Source organism: Hydrogenophaga sp. RAC07, assembly GCF_001713375.1.
Classification (GTDB): Bacteria; Pseudomonadota; Gammaproteobacteria; order Burkholderiales; family Burkholderiaceae_C; genus Hydrogenophaga.
On the sequence record NZ_CP016449.1, the window covers coordinates 1,053,176 to 1,072,654 of the forward strand.

Genomic DNA, 19,479 nt, shown 5'->3' on the forward strand with positions numbered 1-19,479 from the left:
ACCGCCATGGGCCAGGCCACCGGGTATTTCACCCACAAGGATTGTTGGAGACACGAAATGGGCGCCGGTCACCCGGAATGTCCAGAGCGTCTGGACGCGATCGAGGACCGTTTGCTCATGAGCGGACTCGACGTGGCGCTGGAGCGCCGCGAGGCCACCGCCGCCTCCATGGCCGACCTTGAACTCGCCCACGGCCGCATGCACCTCGCTTCATTGCGCGGCCTGAGCGACAACCTGCGCGACGAGATCAAGGCCGGCGGCCCGAGCCACGCGCAGGTCGATCCCGACACCTCCATCAATGTGCACAGCTGGGACGCCATCCTCATGGCAGCCGGTGCCGCCATCGACGCCACCGACGCGGTGATGGCCGGCGAAATGCCCAACGCTTTTTGCGCGGTGCGCCCGCCCGGCCACCACGCCACCCGCAACCAGGCCATGGGCTTCTGCTTTGTGAACAACGTGGCCGTGGCCGCCAAATACGCGCTGGAGCGCCATGGTCTCAAACGCGTGGCCATCATCGACTTCGACGTGCACCACGGCAACGGTACCGAGGACATCGTGGCCGGCGACGACCGCATCCTCATGTGCAGCTTCTACCAGCACCCGTTCTACCCGGCGTGCGAACACTCCACCGCGAGCAATCTGGTGAACCTGCCGGTGCCGGCCTACACCAAGGGCATGGACATCCGCGAGCTGATCGACATGAGCTGGATCCCCCGGCTCGATGCGCACAAGCCGCAGATGGTCTTCATCAGCGCCGGCTTCGACGCCCACCGCGAAGACGACATGGCGCAACTTGGCCTGGTGGAACAGGACTACGCGTGGATGACCATGCGCATCAAGGAAGTGGCCGAGCGTCACGCCAAGGGCCGCATCGTGAGTTGCCTGGAGGGCGGCTACTCACTGAGCGCGCTGGGCCGCAGCGTGGAAGCGCATCTGCGGGTGCTGGCCGACGTCTGAGCGCTGCACCCCCGGGACGGCAACCGCCACGGGAATCTCCGACAATCCGGCGCATGACTCCAGCATCTTCCACGCCCGCCACTGGCGACATCCTGCTGCACACGCGCGACGAGCGCGGCGTGCACACCCTCACCTTGAACACGCCGCGCAGCTTCAATGTGCTCTCCGAAGCCATGCTGGCGGCGCTGCAGGCCGCGCTCGACGCGGTCTCGGGAGATGGGCAGGCGCGGGTGGTGGTGATCGCCGCCAGCGGCAAGGCGTTTTGTGCCGGGCACGATCTCAAGGAAATGCGGGCGCACCCCGAGCAGGCGTACTACCAGGCGCTGTTTGCGCGCTGCTCCCGGCTCATGCTGGCCATCCGCAAGCTGGAAGTGCCGGTCATCGCGCGCGTGCAAGGGCTCGCCACGGCGGCCGGTTGCCAGCTGGTGGCGCAGTGCGATCTGGCCGTGGCCAGCGAGGCCGCGAGCTTCGGTGTCAACGGTATCGACGTGGGGCTGTTCTGTGCCACGCCGGGCGTGGCCTTGTCGCGCAACATCCTGCCCAAACAGGCCATGGAGATGCTGCTCACGGGCGATTTCATCTCGGCCGACGAAGCGTGTGCGCGTGGTCTCGTCAACCGGGTGGTTGCGCCCGACGCGCTGGACGCGGCAGTGGCCACCCTGGTGGACCGGATTCTGGCCAAGCCCCGCGAAGCCATTGCCATGGGCAAGGCGCTGTTTTACCGCCAGCTGGAGACCGGCCTTGAAGCGGCCTACCAGCTCGCCGGTCAGACCATGGCCTGCAACATGGCGCACCCCGTGGCGCAAGAGGGCGTGCAGGCCTTCATCGACAAACGCGCGCCGAGCTGGCGCGCCTGATCTTTCAACGCAACGTTCGCACTCATGGCCACCACTCCCACCGCCGCCCCCAAGCCCATCGACGACTTTGGTCTCTGGCTGTCGGCTTTCACACAACCCACGGTGTTGACCGAGCTGGGCGCCTTGGCGCTGTGCATCTTGCTCGCGCTGGGCGCCACCTGGCTGATGCGCCGGGCGCTGGGCATGCAGGAGGAAAGAACCTCGGTGCTGTTTGGTCGCAGGCTCATCGACGGTGTGATGTTTCCGCTGTTGTTGCTCACGCTGGCTTACGTGGCGCGCGCGCTGTTGCTGGAGCGTTTTCCCGTGGCGGCGTTCAAGGTGGCCATTCCGGTGCTGGTGTCGTTGGTGGTGATTCGCGTGGGCGTGAAGGTGCTGCAGGTGGCGTTTGCCACGGCGCCTTGGGTGCGGGTGCTGGAGCGCACCATTTCGTGGGTGGCGTGGCTGGCCATGGTGCTGTGGGTCAGCGGCTTGCTGCCGGTGGTGCTGGCCGAGATGGACCAGATCACCTGGAAGATCGGTGCCTCGACGCTGAGCCTGCGCACCATGATCGAAGGCATCCTCACCGCCGGCGCGGTGTTGATCCTGTCGCTGTGGGTGTCGTCCGCCATCGAAACGCGCCTCTTGCGCAAGGCGGTGGGTGGCGACCTGTCGCTGCGCAAGGCGGTGAGCAACGCCACGCGCGCGCTGCTCATGTTTTTCGGTCTGATCATTGCGCTGTCGGCCGTGGGCATCGACCTCACCGCGCTGTCGGTGCTGGGCGGTGCCATCGGCGTGGGCATCGGCTTTGGCCTGCAGAAGCTGGCGTCCAACTACGTGAGCGGTTTCGTGATCCTGGCCGAGCGCAGCATGCGCATTGGCGACAACGTGCGGGTCGACAACTTCGAAGGCATCATCACCGACATCAACGCGCGTTACACCGTGATCCGCTCCACCACGGGGCGTGAGTCCATCGTGCCCAACGAACTGCTGATCATCAACCGGGTGGAAAACCTGTCACTCGCCGACGACCGGCTGTGGCAGTCCACGGTGGTGTCGGTGGGCTACGAAAGCGATGTGGAACAGGTCATGGACCTGTTGAAAGATGCGGCCTTGACCCAGGACCGCGTGCTGAAGGACCCCGCACCGTCGGTGGCCTTGTCCAACTTCGGCCCCGATGGCCTGGAGTTCACACTGGGCTACTGGATCGCAGATCCGGAAAACGGCACCCTCAACATCCGCTCGCTGATCAACCGCAAGGTGTTGCAGGCGCTGCGCGAACACCAGATCCAGATCCCGTACCCGCAGCGGGTGCTGCACATCCAGCGTCCACCCGCCGGACCGGAAGAAACGGCATCAGCGGTTCATGAAGCCCGGTAACCAGAGTGCGATGGCTGGGAAAGCAATCAGGATGCCCAGGCGCACGATGTCGGCCATGACGAACGGCCACACGCCCTGGAAGATGTGTTTGAGCTTCACCAGCGGCAGCAGCGAGTTCATGACAAAGAGGTTCATGCCCACTGGAGGCGAGATCATGCCGATCTCCACGATGGTCACGATCAGGATGCCGAACCACACTGGATCAAAGCCCAGACCGGTGATGACCGGGAAGAACACCGGGATGGTGAGCAGCACCATGGAGAGCTCTTCCATCACCAGGCCAAGCGCGATGTAGATCGTCATGATCACCACCACCACCATGATGGGGTGGGGGCTGAACTGCAGGAGGAAGTCGCGCAGGTCACCCGGCATGCTGGTGAAGTTGATGAAGCTGGTGAAGACCATCGCCCCGATCAGGATGGTGAACAGCATGGCCGTGGTGCGGGTGCTCTCCACCAGGATGTCGAGCAACACGCGCGGCGTGAGCGCTCCGCGGAACAGGGCGAAAAAGAACGCACCCGCAGCGCCCACACCCGCGCCCTCGGTGGCGGTGAACACCCCGCCGTAGATGCCACCGATGACCAAGGCGAACAGCACAGCCACGCCCCAGATGCCACGAACCGCGGCCAGACGCTGCGTCCAGTTGAAACGTTCGGCCGGTGGGCCGGCGAGCGGGTCGCGCCAGGTGATGTAGACCACCGCCAGGCACAGGCAGACGATGGCCACCAGCCCGGGCAGGACGCCCGCGATAAACAGCTTGCCTATGTCGGTCTCGGTGATGATCCCGTAGATCACCAGAATGGTCGAAGGCGGAATCAGGATACCCAGCGTGCCACCCGATGCGATGGCGCCGGTGGCCAGCGTGTCCTTGTAGCCGTGGCGCTTCATCTCGGGGTAGGCCACGCGCGTCATGGTGGCGGCGGTGGCGATCGACGAGCCGCAGATGGAGCCGAAGCCGCCCGAGGCGATGATGCTGGCCATGGCCAGGCCGCCTTTGCGGTGGCCCACAAAGGCGTTGGCCGCGGTGTAGAGCTCGCGCGCCATGCCGGCGCGCGCCACCAGGTTGCCCATGAGGATGAACAGCGGGATCACCGACAACACATAAGCAAATCCGGTCTCGAAGATCACCTGGCTGGTGCTCGCAAAAGCGGGCTGCCAGCCGCGCATGAGGCCCAGGCCCGCCACGCCGGCAATCGCCATGGCCAGCGCCAGCGGAATGCGCAGAAAGGCCATCGCAAAGACGGCGAGAAAACCCAGTGCCGCTTCGGTCATCGCGCAGCTCCGTCCAGATCGGCCGGCAGCTCGGCGGGTGGGGGATGGTGGGGCGAGGGGACCGGCACCACGACGAACACGAACAGCAGGTGCACCGCCGCCGTGATGGCCAGGAACAGCGACATCATCCAGGCCACCGGTGCGATGGAGACCTGCAGGTACACGGTGGTGTCGCCGTACTCGGCAAAGCGGTCGGCGCGTGTGCTCATGAGGTAGGCGAGGAAACCAAAGCCGCCCGCGCAGATCAGGTTGACCAGGCGCGCCTGGATGCTGCGCACCCAGTCGGGCATGAAGGCATCAAGCGAGTCGAACACCACGTGCTCGTTGCGCCACGACACCATGGGCAGCGCGCCGAAGATCACGATCACCATGAGGATCTCGGTGATCTCCAGGCCGCCGGGCACCGAATGGTCGAAGAAGCGCCGCCCGGTCACGTCCACCAACGTGAGCCACATGATGGTGAACAAGGCCACGGCCGCCATGAGCCCGGTGGACCAGCGCAAAGCACGATCGATCGTCTTGAGCATGATGCTTCTTGATGTGACAAGGCCGGCTGTGCGAACTGCTCAGCCGGCCTGACAAGGCCACGGGTGTGGCCGGGGTTTATTTCACCTTGGCGATTTCCGAGCGGAACTCTGCCAGCACAGCCTTGGGGTTGTTCAGGCCTTTGACCTGGGCGCTCGCCGCCCACTTGGTTTCCAGATAGTCCTGCTTGTCCATCACGGCTTTCACGAAGGCCTTGTCGGCGGTGATGCGTGCCACGCCTTGGCTCTTCTGCAGTTCGCGGCTGGCCGCGTCCACCTTGTCCCAGCCCTCGCCGAACAGGCGCGCTGCCGGTTCGCCCGAGAGCTTGTCGACCACGGCCTTGTCCTGCGCCGACAGGGCGTTGTACTTGGCGGGATTCATCATGAAGACGAAGCTGGTGTTGTACAGGCCACCGGGGAAATCGGTCGCGTGTTTGATCATGCTGAGCTTGAAGGAGGCGATCGACTCGTCGGGGAAGAAGGTGCCGTCCATCACGCCGGTGGAGAGCAACTCGAACGACTCGGGTGCGGCCTTGAGCGTGGTGTTCCAGCCCATGGCCTTGGAGAGCTCGTTGATGTTGCCGCCACCGATGCGGAACTTCAGGCTCGCGGCCTCAGTGGCCGAAGTCACCGGCTTCTTGCTGTTGAAGATCACACCTGGGCCGTGCGTGAACACGGCCAGTACCTTCACGCCACGGTGCTCGCCCAGCGGCGCGAAGTGCTTGCTGTAGATGCGCTGGTAAGCGATCGAGGTGGCCACCGCGTTGTTGCCCAGAAACGGGAACTCGGCAACCTGGGTGTTGATGAAACGGCCGGGCGTGTAGCCGTCCACCGTGTAGGAGATGTCGGCCAGGCCGTCGCGCACGGCGTCAAAGGTGCCGGGTGCGGCCACCACGCCCTTGGGCAGGATGTTGCACTTCATGCGGCCGGTGCTTTCCTTCTCCAGCATGTCGCACCAGGTCTTTTGCGATGTGCTCAGCGTGTGGCTGGGCGGCAGCCAGCTGGAGACGGTGAACACCGTCTGCGCCGATACCACGCCGCTGGCGAGCAGAGCGCAGGACAGGGCCAGTGCAACGAGGGAACGTGACTTCATGCGAAAACTCCTGAGTGCGGGTGCGAAGAGGGGCCGGAAGATGGTTGTTCAACATAAACAAATCAGCGGATTCAATGTAGGCCAGTTCCCGTGTTCGGCATCTCATGGCTTACCCGAATTCGCCGACCCGCCGGTCGGTGAATGCGCAGGGGTGAGGCAAGGTCGCCAGGAAATAAGGGCTTTGTGGCTTCGGGTCGTTCTTCTATAATCCCTAAAAAGCACGACCGTTCTTTTTTCCGAAGTCCCCCGATTTGTCCCTCGCCAGACCATCCTCGACAAGGGGTGGGGCATACAATCCCCGAGTTGACGTGCACGTCAATTCGCACGTCCCTTTCCACAACAGCAGGAGCAACCCAACATGAAGGTCATCGTCCCCGTCAAGCGCGTGGTGGATTACAACGTCAAGGTGCGAGTCAAGAGCGACGGCACGGGCGTGGACATCGCCAACGTCAAGATGAGCATGAACCCGTTTGACGAGATCGCGGTGGAAGAAGCCGTGCGCTTGAGAGAGAAGGGCGTGGTCACCGAGGTGATCGCCGTCTCTTGCGGTGTCACACAGTGCCAGGAAACCCTGCGCACCGCCATGGCCATCGGCGCCGACCGCGCCATCCTGGTGGAAACTACCGCGGAGCTGCAGCCCCTGGCCGTGGCCAAGCTGCTCAGGGCCCTGGTGGACAAAGAGCAGCCCGGCCTGATCATCCTGGGCAAACAGGCGATCGACGACGACTGCAACCAGACCGGCCAGATGCTCGCCGCGCTGGCGGGTCTGCCTCAAGCCACCTTCGCTTCCAAAGTGGAAGTGGCCGATGGCAAAGCCACGGTGACGCGCGAAGTCGACGGTGGTCTGGAGACCCTGTCCATCTCGCTGCCGGCCGTCATCACCACCGACCTTCGTTTGAACGAGCCGCGTTATGTGACGCTGCCGAACATCATGAAGGCGAAGAAAAAGCAGCTCGACATCGTCAAGCCCGAAGACCTCGGTGTGGACGTGACGCCGCGCATCAAGACCCTCAAGGTCAGCGAGCCGCCCAAGCGCGGTGCGGGCATCAAGGTGGCCGATGTGGCCGCCCTGGTGGACAAGCTCAAGAATGAAGCCAAAGTGATCTGAGGAACCGATACATGACCGCACTCGTTATTGCCGAACACGACAACGCTTCCGTCAAGGGCGCGACCTTCAACACCGTCGCTGCCGCCGCCCAATGCGGTGGTGATGTGCACGTGCTCATCGCCGGCCACAACGCCGGTGGTGCAGCAGCCGCTGCCGCGCAGATCGCCGGCGTTGCCAAGGTGATCCACGCCGACGCCCCCGGTTTCGAACACGGCCTGGCCGAGAACGTGGCCGCTCAGGTGCTGACCATCGCCGCGAACTACAGCCACATCCTGTTCCCCGCCACCGCCAGCGGCAAGAACATCGCCCCCCGCGTGGCCGCCCACCTCGACGTGGCCCAGCTGTCCGACGTGACCAAGGTCCTCAGCGCCGACACCTTCGAGCGCCCGATCTACGCCGGCAACGCCATTGCCACCGTGCAGGCCCTGGACGCCACCAAGGTCATCACCGTGCGCACCACGGGTTTTGACCCCGCAGCTTCCACCGGTGGCAGCGCCACGCTGGAGACGGCAGCCGCAGCCGCCGATGACGGCAAGAGCAAGTTCATGGGCAGCGAGATCGCCAAGAGCGATCGCCCCGAGCTCACCGCCGCCAAGATCATCGTCTCGGGTGGCCGGGCACTGGGCAGCGCGGAGAAGTTCAACGACGTGATGACCCCGCTGGCCGACAAGCTCGGTGCGGCGCTCGGTGCCAGCCGCGCCGCGGTGGACGCGGGTTACGCGCCCAACGACTGGCAGGTGGGCCAGACCGGCAAGATCGTGGCACCCCAGCTCTACATCGCCGCCGGCATCTCGGGCGCCATCCAGCACCTGGCCGGCATGAAGGACAGCAAGGTCATCGTGGCGATCAACAAGGACCCCGAGGCACCGATCTTCTCGGTGGCCGACTACGGTCTGGAGGCCGATCTGTTCGAGGCCGTGCCCGAATTGATCAAGGCACTCTGAGCCCACTGACCAACACAAGGGCATCGTTCGCGATGCCCTTGTCGTATCTGCACCCGTGAATTCCCTGGAGACAAGACGATGAGTTACACCGCCCCCCTCAAAGACATGCTGTTCGACATCGAACACCTGGCGCACATCGACCAGGTGGCGCAGATGCCGGGCTTTGAAGACGCTGGCCTGGAGACTGCACAAGCCGTGCTGGAAGAGTGCGCCAAGCTCAACGAAGGCGTGATCGCGCCGCTGAACTGGGAGGGCGACAAGAACCCCTCAAGCTTCAAGGACGGCAAGGTCACCACCACGCCGGGTTTCAAGGAGGCGTTCAAGCAATACGCCGAAGGCGGCTGGCAGGGCCTGCAGCATCCGACCGACTTTGGTGGCCAGGGCCTGCCCAAGACCATCGGTGCGGCCTGCGGCGAAATTCTCAACAGCGCCAACATGAGCTTTGCGTTGTGCCCGCTGCTCACCGACGGCGCGATCGAAGCGCTGATCACCGCGGGCAGCGACGAGCTCAAGGCGGTCTACCTGGAAAAGCTGGTGAGCGGCCAGTGGACCGGCACCATGAACCTGACCGAGCCGCAGGCCGGCTCCGATCTGGCCGCTGTGCGCAGCCGCGCCGAGCCGCAGCCCGACGGCACCTACAAGGTGTTCGGCACCAAGATCTACATCACCTACGGTGAACACGACATGGCCGAGAACATCGTGCACCTCGTGCTCGCGCGCGTGACCGGCGCGCCCGAAGGCGTGAAGGGCATCAGCCTGTTCGTGGTGCCCAAATTCATGGTCGGCCAGGACGGCTCGCTGGGTGCGCGCAACGACGTGCATTGCGTGAGCATCGAACACAAGATGGGCATCAAGGCCAGCCCGACCGCCGTGCTGCAGTACGGCGACCACGGTGGCGCGGTCGGTTACCTCGTGGGCCAGGAAAACCGGGGCCTGGAGTACATGTTCATCATGATGAATGCAGCGCGCTACGCCGTGGGCGTGCAGGGCATTGCGATCGCCGAGCGGGCCTACCAGAAGGCCGTGGTGTACGCCAAGGACCGCGTGCAGAGCCGCCCGGTCGACGGCACGCTCCCGGCGGCCGCGCCCATCATCCACCACCCCGATGTGAAGCGCATGCTCATGACCATGCGCGCGTTCACCGAAGGCTGCCGCGCCATGGCTGCTGTGGCCGCTGCCGCCTACGATGCCGCGCACCATCACCCCGACGCCGACACGCGCAAGCAGAACGCGGCCTTCTACGAATTCCTGGTGCCGCTGGTCAAGGGCTACAGCACCGAAATGAGTCTGGAAGTCACCAGCCTGGGCGTGCAGGTGCACGGCGGCATGGGCTTCATTGAAGAAACCGGCGCGGCGCAGTACTACCGCGACGCGAAGATCCTCACCATCTACGAAGGCACCACAGCGATTCAGGCGAACGACCTCGTGGGTCGCAAGACCGCACGTGACGGCGGCACCGGTGCCAAGGCCATTGCGGCCCAGATCGAGAAGACCGAAGCGGAGCTTGCAAAGCGCGACAGCGCCAACGCCAAGGCGGTGCACAAGCGCCTGAAGGCCGCGCGCGAAGCGTTTGTGGACGTGGTCGAGTTCATCGCCGCCAACACCCGCAGCAACCCGAATGCCGCGTTTGCCGGCAGCGTGCCCTACCTCATGCTCGCGGGCAACCTCATGGCGGGCTGGCAGCTGGCGCGCTCGCTGATGGTGGCCGAAGACCTGTCGGCCCAGGGACAGGACACCGCCTTCATGCAGGCCAAGATCACCACCGCGCGTTTCTACGCCGACCACATCCTCAGCCGCGCCCCGGGCACGCGCGATGCGATCGTCGAAGGGGCCGAGGCCGTGACCGCACTGGCCATCGAATCGTTCTGACCCACAACACACCCGACGGAGACTTCATGACCGCACCCGCCCGCAGCCTGCCCCCGGTTCTCAAGAACATCAAGTTCCCGGTGATCGGCTCGCCGCTGTTCATCATCAGCAACCCCAAGCTCGTCATTGCCCAGTGCAAGGCCGGCGTGGTGGGCTCCATGCCTGCGCTCAACGCGCGCCCGGCCTCGCAGCTCGACGAATGGCTGGCCGAGATCACCGAGGCCCTGGCCGCGCACGATGCAGCGAACCCGGACAACAAGGCCGCACCGTTCGCCATCAACCAGATCGTGCACAAGAGCAACGACCGGCTGGAGCACGACATGCAGCTGTGCGCCAAGTACAAGGTGCCGATCATCATCACCAGCCTGGGCGCCCGCGAAGACGTGAACAAGGCGGTGCAGAGCTGGGGTGGTGTGGTGCTGCACGACGTGATCAACAACGTGTTCGCACACAAGGCGATCGAGAAGGGCGCTGATGGCCTGATCCCGGTGGCGGCAGGTGCCGGCGGCCACGCCAGCGTGAAGAGCCCGTTCGCGATGATCCAGGAGATCCGCGAGTGGTTCGGCGGCCCGGTGGCGCTCTCCGGCTCCATCTCGTCGGGAGGTGCCATCCTGGCCGCGCAGGCCATGGGCGCCGACTTCGCCTACATCGGCTCGGCCTTCATTGCCACCGAAGAAGCGCGTGCGGTGGACGGATACAAGGAGATGATCACGAAGTCGAATTCGGACGACATCGTCTACAGCAACTTCTACACCGGCATCCACGGCAACTACCTCAAGGGCAGCATCCAGAACGCCGGCATGGACCCCGACAATCTGCCGCAGAGCGACCCGAGCAAGATGAACTTCGGTACCGGCGAAGGCGCCAACGCGGCCAAGGCCTGGAAAGACATCTGGGGCTGCGGTCAGGGCATCGGCGCGATCCGCGAGGTGGTGCCGGCGGCCGACCTGGTGGCGCGTTTCAAGCGCGAGTACGCGGAAGCCAAAGCGCGCATCTGCGCAGGCTGATCAAGCCGCTTCGCAGACAAAAAAAGCCGGCTTGAAGAGCCGGCTTTTTTGTGGCTGCGGAGCAGCCTCCACGCAGGTCAGCGTTCTCCTCTCAGCCAGGCGCCAAAGCTGCTGAGAGCTTCGCCAATCGACTCACCCGGTGTCTGGGCGTACTGCACGCCACCCTGGTCCGAAATCTGCGCCACCGAGCCGCTGCCCTGCCACTCGGCGTACATCCAGTCCTCACCCACGCGCGTGAGCCCGTCTGGCGCGGCGGGAGCCCGCGCCACGGGCGTGCCCTTGAGCGCAGCGCCCATGTAGTCGATCCAGATCGGCAGCGCGATACGCCCGCCAGACTCACCGCCGCCCAGGCTGCGCGGCTTGTCGTAGCCCACCCACACGGCGGTGGCCAGGCTGGGCTGGTAGCCCGTGAACCAGGCGTCGACCGCGTCGTTGGTGGTGCCGGTCTTGCCGTACACGTCGGGGCGTTTGAGCGTGGCCTGTGCACGCGCGGCGGTGCCGCTGCGCGTCACCTCGTTGAGCAAACTCGACATCACGAACGCGTTGCGCGCGGGAATCGCGCGGTTGGACTCGGTCAGGGCCTCGGGTGGGGGCGCCTCGAACAGCACCTTGCCCTGCGCGTCGGTGATCTTCTCCACCACCACCGGTGCCACTTTCCAGCCGCCATTGGCCACCGTGGCGTAGGCCTGCGCCATCTGCAGCGGCGTGACGCTGCCGGTGCCAAGCGCCAGCGTGAGGTCGTTGGGCTGGCGTGCGGGGTCCAGGCCGAAGCGGGCGGTCCAGTCGCGCGCGACCTGCGTGCCGGTGTGCTGCAGCACGCGCACGCTGGCGATGTTGCTGGACTGGGCCAATGCCTGGCGCAGCGTGATGGGGCCGGCGTATTGCCCGTTGCTGTTGGTGGGGGTCCAGCCGTTCGCTGCGGTGAAGGGCAGGTCGTCGACCAGCGTGCCCGGCATCACGCGCGCTTCGAGCGCCGCCGAATACAGCAGAGGCTTGAGCGCCGAGCCCGGCTGACGCCAGCCCTGGGTCACATGGTTGAAAGGCTGCTTGGTGAAGTCGAAGCCGCCCACGAGTGCGCGCACGCGACCGGTCTGGCTGTCCATGGCGACCAGCGCGGCCTCGGCCTCGGGCCACTGCGAAATGGCCCAGGCCGGTTTGCCCTTGACCTTGCCCGCGCTCACCACCCGCACGATGGCGCCGCGCGCGATCTTCAGCGGCGCCTTGGCTTTGGGGTCCAGCCCCTTCTGCGCCCAGCGCAGGCCTTCGCCTTGCAGGGTGATCCGTTCACCGCTGGACAACTGCACCTGCATGGCCTTGGGGCTGGCAGCCAGCACGATGCCCACGCGCAAGGTCTCGTCATCGCGATGATCCTTCAGCGCTTCGGCCGCGGCACGTTCCACTTCCGAGTCCGTGCCCGACGGAAGCGGTTCCATGTCCTCCGGTCCGCGCCACGCGCCGCGACGGTCAAACGCCAGCACTCCCCGCTGAACGGCAGCATGGGCGGCGCGCTGGTCTGCCGCACGCAATGACGTGGTGACGCGCAAGCCGTTCGAATACGCCTCGGTGCCGAAGCGCTCCACCACCGCGCGCCGCGCCATCTCGGCGACATGGGCCGCGTGCACGCTGCGCAGGCCGGGCGTGCGGATCTTCAGCTTTTCGGCGCGTGCGGCGGCCAGTTGTGCGTCGGTGATCGAATCGGTCGCGCGCATGCGCTCCAGCACCACGCGCTGGCGTGCGGTGGCGCGTTCGAAGTTGGCCACCGGGTTGGCGTAGTAGGGGTTCTGCGGCAGGCCGGCGAGCATCGCGGTTTCGGCCAGCGAGAGTTTGTCCAGCGGCTTGCCGAAGTAGATCTGCGAGGCTGCCGCAAAGCCGTAGGCCCGCTGGCCCAGAAAGATCTCGTTGAGGTAGATCTCGAGGATGCGGTCTTTGGAGAGTTCGTCTTCCAGTTTGAGCGCGAGCCAGATTTCCTTGGCCTTGCGCTCGGCAGAAAACTCGCGCGTGAGCAGCATGGTGCGCACCAGTTGCTGCGTGATGGTCGACGCACCTTGCTTGCGCCCGCCCGTGACCGCCGCCACCAGCGCGCGCGCCATGCCCCGGGGGTCCACGCCGTTGTGTTCACGAAAACGTGCGTCTTCCACCGACAACACGGCCTGCTGCAGCAGCTTGGGCGTGCGCGAGAGTGGAAGGTACTCGCGCCGCTCGGTGCCGAACTGCGCGATCTCCACGCCGTCGGCGGTGAACACCTGCAATGGCAGCTTGGGCTGGTAGTTGACGATGCTGTCCAGAGGGGGCAGATCGAAGGGCGAGGCCTGCAGGGCAGGGGCCATGAAGGCGGCGGGCATCACGGCCAGCGTGAGCACCGCGCGGCGAAGGTAAAGCTTGGGCATGGGGGGAGATTGTCCCGGATCGGTGTGCGCTGCATGTGCCGCGCAGGGGTGAGGGACGTAACCAGCTGTGTCCAGGCAAAGCGCCCGCACGGCAGAAACCGTCTCAACAGCCTTCGATGGCCAACAGCGTGCCGGTGGACGCACTCTGGCGGATCTTGACGAGGCGCTGGTAATCGGGCGATGTGTAAAAGGCCTGCAGGTGTGCCATGTCGGGGAACTCCAGGATCACCTGGCGCTGCGGCACGCCGCTGCCCTCCAGCACACTGACGGCGCCACCGCGCACCAAGTAGCGCCCGCCGTGCGCGGCGATCAGTGCCGGCACCTCGCGGCGGTATTCCTCGTACAGGTCGGGGCGGGTGACTTCGATGTTGCCGTAGAGGTAAGCAGGCATGGTGTCTCCGGGTGGTTGGGATGCACCGCAGCTTACCGCCACCGCGTCAGCGCGTGGCCAGGAACTGCGGCAGCAGCGCGGCGTACAGCGCCTGAAAGCGTGTGTGCCGCAGTGCGAGTGCGGTGTGCGCCGTGGCGTCGGGCTCGAAGCTGCGTGTGACCGGCGGCGTGGTGCACACGGCGTCCACCGCGCCGCCGCAAGCCAGCCAGGCCAGGCGCGCCGCGCCCAACGCCGCTCCCGTCTCGCCACCGGCGTGCGCGCGCAGCGTGAGGCCCAGCGTGTCGGCCAGCAGCTGCGCCCACCACGCGTCGCGCGCACCGCCGCCCACCAGCGAGAGTGCTTGCAGGGGCGGCTCGGTGGTGCTCAGGGTCTGCAGGCCGTCGCGCAGGCCGAAACCCACGCCCTCGGCCACCGCGTAGGCCAGGGCCTCGCGGCCGTGTGCGGCCGTCATGCCGAACCAGACGCCGCAGGCCAGCGGCTGGTTGTGTGGCGTGCGTTCGCCGCTCAGGTAGGGCAGGAACAGCGGCGCCGCAGCGCGCTCGTCGGGTGTGAGTCGCGCGGCCGCCTCGAGGAGCGCGGCTTCGTTCTCGAAAGCGAGTGTCCTGGTGGCCCAGCTCACCGCGCTGGCCGCGCTCAGCATCACCGACATCTGGTGCCAGCGGTTCGGCAGCGCGTGGCAGAAGGCGTGCAGCGCGCGCTGCGGGTTGGGCTGGAAACGGTCGCTGCTGACGAAGACCACGCCCGATGTGCCGAGCGACACAAAACCTTCGCCCGGTCGCACCAGGCCCATGCCCACGGCGCTGGCGGCGTTGTCGCCCGCGCCACCGGCCACCGGCACGCGCGCGGGCAGGCCCCAGCGCTTGCAGAGATCGGGTTTGAGGAAGGCCGAGACTTCGCTGCCTTCCACCAGGCGGGGCACATGCTCGCGTGTGAGACCGCAGGCCTCCAGCAAGGTGTCGGACCAGTCGCGCCGCGCGCAGTCCAGCCAGAGCGTGCCGGCAGCATCCGACATCTCGCTCACGGCATCGCCCGTGAGTTGCAGGCGCAACCAGTCCTTGGGCAGCAGCACACGGTGCACCTGGGCAAAGATGGCGGGTTCGTGTTCGCGCACCCACAGCAACTTGGGCGCGGTGAAGCCGGGCATGGCGAGGTTGCCTGTGATGCGGGCCAGCCCGGGCACGGCGGCGCTCAGTTGCCCGCACTGCGCGCCGCTGCGGCCGTCGTTCCACAAAATGGCCGGGCGCAGTACGGCCTGGTGTTCGTCGAGCAGCACGGCGCCGTGCATCTGGCCCGAGAGGCCCACGCCTTGCAGGCGGGCGAGCGCCGCGGGATGGGTCTGCTGCAGTTGGGCCATCACGTCTTCAAGCGCACGCCACCAGTCGGCGGGTGCTTGTTCGGCCCACAGGGGGTGTGGGCGCTGCACCGTCAGCGGTGAGCGTGCGGTACCCACCACTTCGTGGGTGTCGGTGAGCAGCAGGGCTTTGAGTTCGGACGTGCCGAGGTCGAGACCGAGAAACATGTTTCAGGCAGCGCCCCGGAAGCGGGTGAGCGACTGGCGGCGGAATTCGCTCGGCGTCATGCCCTTGATTTCGAGGAATCGCCGGTTGAAGTTGGCCACGTTGTTGAAGCCCACCTCGTAGCAGATGTGGGTGACCTGCTGGTCGGTGTCCATCAGCAGCTGGCAGGCGCGGCTGATGCGCACGCGGTTGACGAAGTCGGTGAAGGTGTTGCCGGTGGCCTTGCGGAAGAAGCGGCTGAACTTGCTCTCGCTCATCCCGAACTCGGCGGCGAGTGCGGCGGCGGAATGTTCGTCGGCCAGGTGGTCGGTGATGCGGCTGACCACGGCGTCGATCTGGTCGAGCGAGGCGTCGTCGTCGGTGCTCTGCAGCTGCACGCTCGAGAGCAGGCGGTAGTCGGTGCAGGCGGCGAGGTCGCTCAGGAAATCGCAGAAGGCGGTGAAGCGTTTGAGGCCCCGCGTGTTCTTGACCTTGTACCAATGGGTTTCGGCGGATTCGGACATGCCGAAGAATTCGATGCCGTGTTTGGCGCGTTCCAGCAGCGGCAACACCTCGGCCAGTTCGGGGATGGTTTCGCTCGCGCGCACCAGCGGTTCGTGTGAAAACTGGATCACCAGATCGCGCAGGTCCACGCCGCCTTCGGGCATGTCCATGCTGACCCAGTTGTGCGGCAGGCGCGGTCCGGTGAGCACAAGCTGGCCGGCCTGAAAGGGGCCGATCCAGTCCCCCACAAAGACCTTGCCCGAGGTGGCGGTGATCAGGTGCAGCTCGTACTCGTCGTGGTAATGCCAGCGGGCCAGCGGCGTGGGAAAACCGTGGGACAGGCAACGCACGAACCCCACGTCGGTCGAGGACTCGTAGCCCAGGTTGGGCGAACGGGCCAGCTCGTGTTCCAGCTCGGGTTTGATCTGGCGCGGAGCGGTGCGGCTGCGGACGGTCATGGAGCTTGCGGGTGCCGGGGTTCTGGTCAGGCCGCTGTGGCGCTCACGCCGGTGTGGGCCGTGACGAAACGACCCACCCGGTCACGGGCGCGACGCACGGCGTCCACCAGCCGCGGATCGCCCGCCAGTTCACCCCACAGTGTCGTGTCGGCGCAGAACGCTTGCACAGGATCGGATGCGTCACACATGGCATGGGCGGCTTCGGGTTTCATCGCCTGGTCCTGGTAGGTGTAAGGAATCTGGCCGGCATGCCAGCGCTGCAGGTAGGCCAGAAACAGTGCCGGCAGCATGGCCACACTCTCGATGGCTTCACCGCGTGCCAGCCGCTCTCGGATGGTGGGCGCGATGAAGCCCGGAATCTTGCTGAAGCCGTCCATGGCCACGCGCTGGTTGGTGTCGGCGATGGCAGGGTTGCTGAAGCGATCGAGCACCACATCGCGGTAGTCGGGCAGGTTGATGGGGCAGGGATGCTCGGGGGTATCCAGCACGGGGATCACATCGTCGGTCACGTAATCGTAGGCGAATCGGCGGATCACCGCATGGTGTGTGCCTTCGTGGATGTAGCGGCAGCCGATCAGCGTGCCGGCCCAGGCAATGCAGGAGTGGGTGGCGTTGAGCAGGCGGATCTTGGCTTCTTCGTACGCATCGACCGACGCGACCATCTCGACACCCACCCGTTCCCATTCGGGCCGGCCGGCGACGAAGTTGTCTTCGATGACCCACTGGATGAAGCTCTCGCCCATGAGGGCAGCGGGGTCGTGCTGGCCGGTGGCGGCCGTGACGCGCTCGACCACATCGGGCGTGGGGCGGGGCGTGATGCGGTCCACCATGGCGTTGGGGCTGCTGGTGTTGGCCAGCACCCAGACCTTGAGGGCGGCGTCGCCGAGTGCCTCGATGAACTCCAGCAGGCCACCGCGCGAGCGCTCACCGTTGTGGCGCAGGTTGTCGCAGTTCATCAGCGTCACCGGGCCGGCCTGAGCCTTCATGCGCGCGCGCAGCAGGGTGACCAGGCCGCCATAGAGGGTGTGGCCGGCCTGGCCGGCTTTCACGGCCACCAGGTCCGCGCTCAGGTCGGGGAAGCTGGCCCAGTCCAGGTGGTCCCGCGCGTCGAGGTAGTAGCCGGCTTCGGTGACGGTGAAGGAGATGATGCGTGTGGCCGGATCGGTGGCCACTGCGACCAGCGGGGCCAGATCGTCCTGGTACGGCAGCACGCGCTCGATGGATGTGACGCGCGTGTAGCTGCGCTTGCCCTGCGGCGTGACGGTCTCCAGCGTGTAGGCGCCACCCTGCGCCTGCAGCGCGGCGATGGTGTCCAGCATGTCGGGGCGCAGGTTGCCGGCGGCGATGGCCCAGCGGGTGTCCCCGAGCTGGCGCAGCTGGTGGACGTAGACGGCCTGGTGCGCGCGGTGGAACGAGCCCAGGCCCAGGTGCAGGATGGTGTGCATGGTGGGTGATGAAAGACAGGGTCAGAGATCGAAGTTGGTGGGCATCATCACCACGTCGCGAATCGTCATGCCGCGCGGGCGGGTGAGCATGAACAGCACCACGTCGGCCACTTCCGAGGCCTCGATCAGGCTGCCGCTGGCCTTGGCTTCGGCCAGCTTCCCGGCCGGCCAGTCGGCCAGCAGCGAGGTGATCACCGGCCCGGGCGAGATGGCGCCCATGCGGATGCCGTGCTTGAAGACCTGGCGTCGCACGGTCTGCACAAAGCAGTCGATGGCCCACTTGCTGGAGGCGTAGACCGGCTCCCACGGCGTGGGGAAATGCGCCGCCAGCGAGCTGGTGACGATGATGTCGCCGCTGCCGCGCGCGATCATGTGGGGCAGCACGCCGCGCACGTTCTTCATGACCACATTGACGTTCAGGTTGAGCATGCGGTCGATGGCATCGTCGCTGGCATCGATCAGGTCGCCGCCCACGTAGAGGCCCGCGTTGGCGTGAAAGACATCGAGCCGGCCGGCAAGTGCGAGGATGCGCTCGGGCATGGACGCACATTGCACGGGGTCCAGCAGGTCCAGCACCAGCGGCAGCGCGTCGGCGCCCAAGGTTTCGCAGGCTTTGGTGAGGGCTTGCGCGTCCCGGTCGACAAGCACCACCCGGGCGCCCGCCGCCAGCAGGGCCTGGGCGCTGGCGAAGCCGATGCCCGATGCGGCGCCCGTGACGGCGGCCACCTGGCCCTTCAAGGCTTGTGCAGGGCTCATGACGTGGCTTGAGCGGCGGTGCGGCCCACCACACGGCCGGCGTTGTCGAACCAGTGTGCGTGGTCGGTGGCGATGTCCAGCGTGACGGCCTCGCCCGGGGTGAGCGTGGTGCGCTCGCTCTGGCGCGCCACCAGCGGCGCCCCTTCGGCGGTTCTCAGGTAGATGAGCGTTTCGGCGCCGAGCGCTTCGATCAGGTCCACCTTGCCTTTGATGGCACCCCGGCCGGCCGGGTTCACCACCACGTTCTCGGGCCGCAGGCCGATGGAGCCGCCCACCGCGCCTGCAGGCGCCTGCTGCTGGATCAGCGCAGGCATCTGCTGCAGCGGCGACACGTTCATCTGTGGCGTGCCGATGAACTGCGCCACGAACTGGTTGGCCGGGTGGTCGTAGAGCTCCAGCGGTGTGCCCACCTGCTCGATGACACCGTCGCGCAGCACCACCACACGGTCGGCCAGTGTCATCGCCTCCACCTGGTCGTGTGTCACGTAGATGGTGGTGGCGCCCAGGTCGCGGTGCAGCTTGGCGATCTCCACGCGGGTCTGGCCGCGCAGCGCGGCGTCCAGGTTGGACAGCGGCTCGTCGAACAGAAACACCTTGGGCGCACGCACGATGGCGCGGCCGATGGCGACCCTCTGGCGCTGCCCGCCCGAGAGCTCCTTGGGGGTGCGCTGCAGGTAGGGCGTGAGGTTGAGGATGTCGGCCGCGCGCTGCACCTTGTCCTGGATGACCTTGGGGTCGACCTTGGCGAGCTTGAGCGCAAAGCTCATGTTTTCAAACACGCTCATGTGTGGGTAGAGCGCGTAGCTCTGGAACACCATGGCCAGGTCGCGCTTGCTCGATGGCTGGTGCGTGATGTCGCGGCCTTCCAGGCGCAGGGTGCCGCCGTCGATGTGCTCCAGCCCTGCAATGAGCCGCAGCAGCGTGGACTTGCCGCAGCCCGAGGGCCCGACGAAGACGATGAACTCGCCCGGCTGGATGTCCAGATCGATGCCCTTGATGGCGCGGTGTTCACCGAAGAATTTTTCGATGCCCTTGAGTTCCAGGTAAGCCAT

Annotated in this window: 17 protein-coding genes; 7 read left to right on the forward strand and 10 right to left on the reverse strand. The window is 66.1% G+C overall.

Annotated elements, in window-relative coordinates; genetic code table 11:
* The first annotated feature begins 6 nt into the window (after positions 1-6).
* From BSY239_RS04855 to BSY239_RS04865, 3 genes are read left to right on the forward strand one after another with little or no spacing between them, the layout of a single operon-like run.
* Complete coding sequence (locus BSY239_RS04855) at positions 7-960, forward strand: histone deacetylase family protein (protein WP_069045850.1); 954 nt, start codon at positions 7-9, stop codon at positions 958-960.
* A gap of 53 nt (positions 961-1,013) precedes the next feature.
* A complete protein-coding gene (locus tag BSY239_RS04860) occupies positions 1,014-1,817 on the forward strand; it encodes an enoyl-CoA hydratase (RefSeq protein ID WP_069045851.1) in 804 nt (267 codons plus the stop codon).
* 24 nt (positions 1,818-1,841) lie between these two features.
* Positions 1,842-3,173, forward strand: coding sequence for a mechanosensitive ion channel family protein (locus tag BSY239_RS04865; RefSeq protein ID WP_069045852.1), 1,332 nt, complete (start codon positions 1,842-1,844; stop codon positions 3,171-3,173).
* Here the strand turns inward: BSY239_RS04865 and BSY239_RS04870 are convergent.
* From BSY239_RS04870 to BSY239_RS04880, 3 genes are all read right to left on the reverse strand, one after another.
* On the reverse strand, positions 3,150-4,445 hold the full coding sequence (locus BSY239_RS04870) for a TRAP transporter large permease (RefSeq protein WP_069045853.1): 1,296 nt from the start codon (positions 4,443-4,445) through the stop codon (positions 3,150-3,152). The genes BSY239_RS04865 and BSY239_RS04870 overlap by 24 nt on opposite strands.
* Positions 4,442-4,972 (reverse strand): TRAP transporter small permease, encoded by a 531-nt coding sequence (locus BSY239_RS04875; protein ID WP_069045854.1) that lies wholly within the window; start codon positions 4,970-4,972, stop codon positions 4,442-4,444. The genes BSY239_RS04870 and BSY239_RS04875 overlap by 4 nt, the downstream gene beginning before the upstream one ends.
* Before the next feature lie 76 nt (positions 4,973-5,048).
* Entirely contained in the window at positions 5,049-6,062 is a 1,014-nt protein-coding gene (locus BSY239_RS04880) for a TRAP transporter substrate-binding protein (protein ID WP_069045855.1), read from the reverse strand.
* 358 nt (positions 6,063-6,420) lie between these two features.
* Here BSY239_RS04880 and BSY239_RS04885 point away from each other — a divergent pair, with 358 nt between their 5' ends.
* The 4 genes from BSY239_RS04885 to BSY239_RS04900 all read left to right on the forward strand — a co-directional run bounded on the left by BSY239_RS04885 (position 6,421) and on the right by BSY239_RS04900 (position 10,990).
* The gene (locus BSY239_RS04885; protein ID WP_069045856.1) at positions 6,421-7,170 is read left to right on the forward strand and encodes an electron transfer flavoprotein subunit beta/FixA family protein; all 750 of its coding nucleotides are present in this window, start codon (positions 6,421-6,423) and stop codon (positions 7,168-7,170) included.
* 11 nt (positions 7,171-7,181) lie between these two features.
* Positions 7,182-8,114, forward strand: a complete 933-nt coding sequence (locus BSY239_RS04890; RefSeq protein WP_069045857.1) for an electron transfer flavoprotein subunit alpha/FixB family protein — start codon at positions 7,182-7,184, stop codon at positions 8,112-8,114.
* Positions 8,115-8,192: 78 nt separating this feature from the next.
* Positions 8,193-9,983: an acyl-CoA dehydrogenase gene (locus tag BSY239_RS04895; protein WP_069045858.1), complete on the forward strand. Its 1,791-nt coding sequence runs from the start codon at positions 8,193-8,195 to the stop codon at positions 9,981-9,983.
* 26 nt (positions 9,984-10,009) lie between these two features.
* Positions 10,010-10,990: an NAD(P)H-dependent flavin oxidoreductase gene (locus tag BSY239_RS04900; protein WP_069045859.1), complete on the forward strand. Its 981-nt coding sequence runs from the start codon at positions 10,010-10,012 to the stop codon at positions 10,988-10,990.
* Positions 10,991-11,067: 77 nt separating this feature from the next.
* Here BSY239_RS04900 and BSY239_RS04905 read toward each other — a convergent pair whose 3' ends face one another.
* The 7 genes from BSY239_RS04905 to BSY239_RS04935 all read right to left on the reverse strand — a co-directional run bounded on the left by BSY239_RS04905 (position 11,068) and on the right by BSY239_RS04935 (position 19,479).
* Entirely contained in the window at positions 11,068-13,377 is a 2,310-nt protein-coding gene (locus tag BSY239_RS04905) for a penicillin-binding protein 1A (protein WP_069045860.1), read from the reverse strand.
* Positions 13,378-13,480: 103 nt separating this feature from the next.
* Entirely contained in the window at positions 13,481-13,768 is a 288-nt protein-coding gene (locus tag BSY239_RS04910; protein WP_069045861.1) for a DUF1330 domain-containing protein, read from the reverse strand.
* Positions 13,769-13,814: 46 nt separating this feature from the next.
* Positions 13,815-15,287: a xylulokinase gene (gene xylB, locus BSY239_RS04915; protein WP_069045862.1), complete on the reverse strand. Its 1,473-nt coding sequence runs from the start codon at positions 15,285-15,287 to the stop codon at positions 13,815-13,817.
* 3 nt (positions 15,288-15,290) lie between these two features.
* A complete protein-coding gene (locus BSY239_RS04920; protein ID WP_069045863.1) occupies positions 15,291-16,226 on the reverse strand; it encodes an AraC family transcriptional regulator in 936 nt (311 codons plus the stop codon).
* 26 nt (positions 16,227-16,252) lie between these two features.
* The gene (gene dalD / locus BSY239_RS04925; RefSeq protein ID WP_069045864.1) at positions 16,253-17,671 is read right to left on the reverse strand and encodes a D-arabinitol 4-dehydrogenase; all 1,419 of its coding nucleotides are present in this window, start codon (positions 17,669-17,671) and stop codon (positions 16,253-16,255) included.
* A gap of 21 nt (positions 17,672-17,692) precedes the next feature.
* Positions 17,693-18,427, reverse strand: coding sequence for an SDR family oxidoreductase (locus tag BSY239_RS04930; protein ID WP_069045865.1), 735 nt, complete (start codon positions 18,425-18,427; stop codon positions 17,693-17,695).
* Entirely contained in the window at positions 18,424-19,479 is a 1,056-nt protein-coding gene (locus BSY239_RS04935) for an ABC transporter ATP-binding protein (RefSeq protein ID WP_069045866.1), read from the reverse strand. Before BSY239_RS04935 ends, BSY239_RS04930 begins: the two co-directional genes overlap by 4 nt.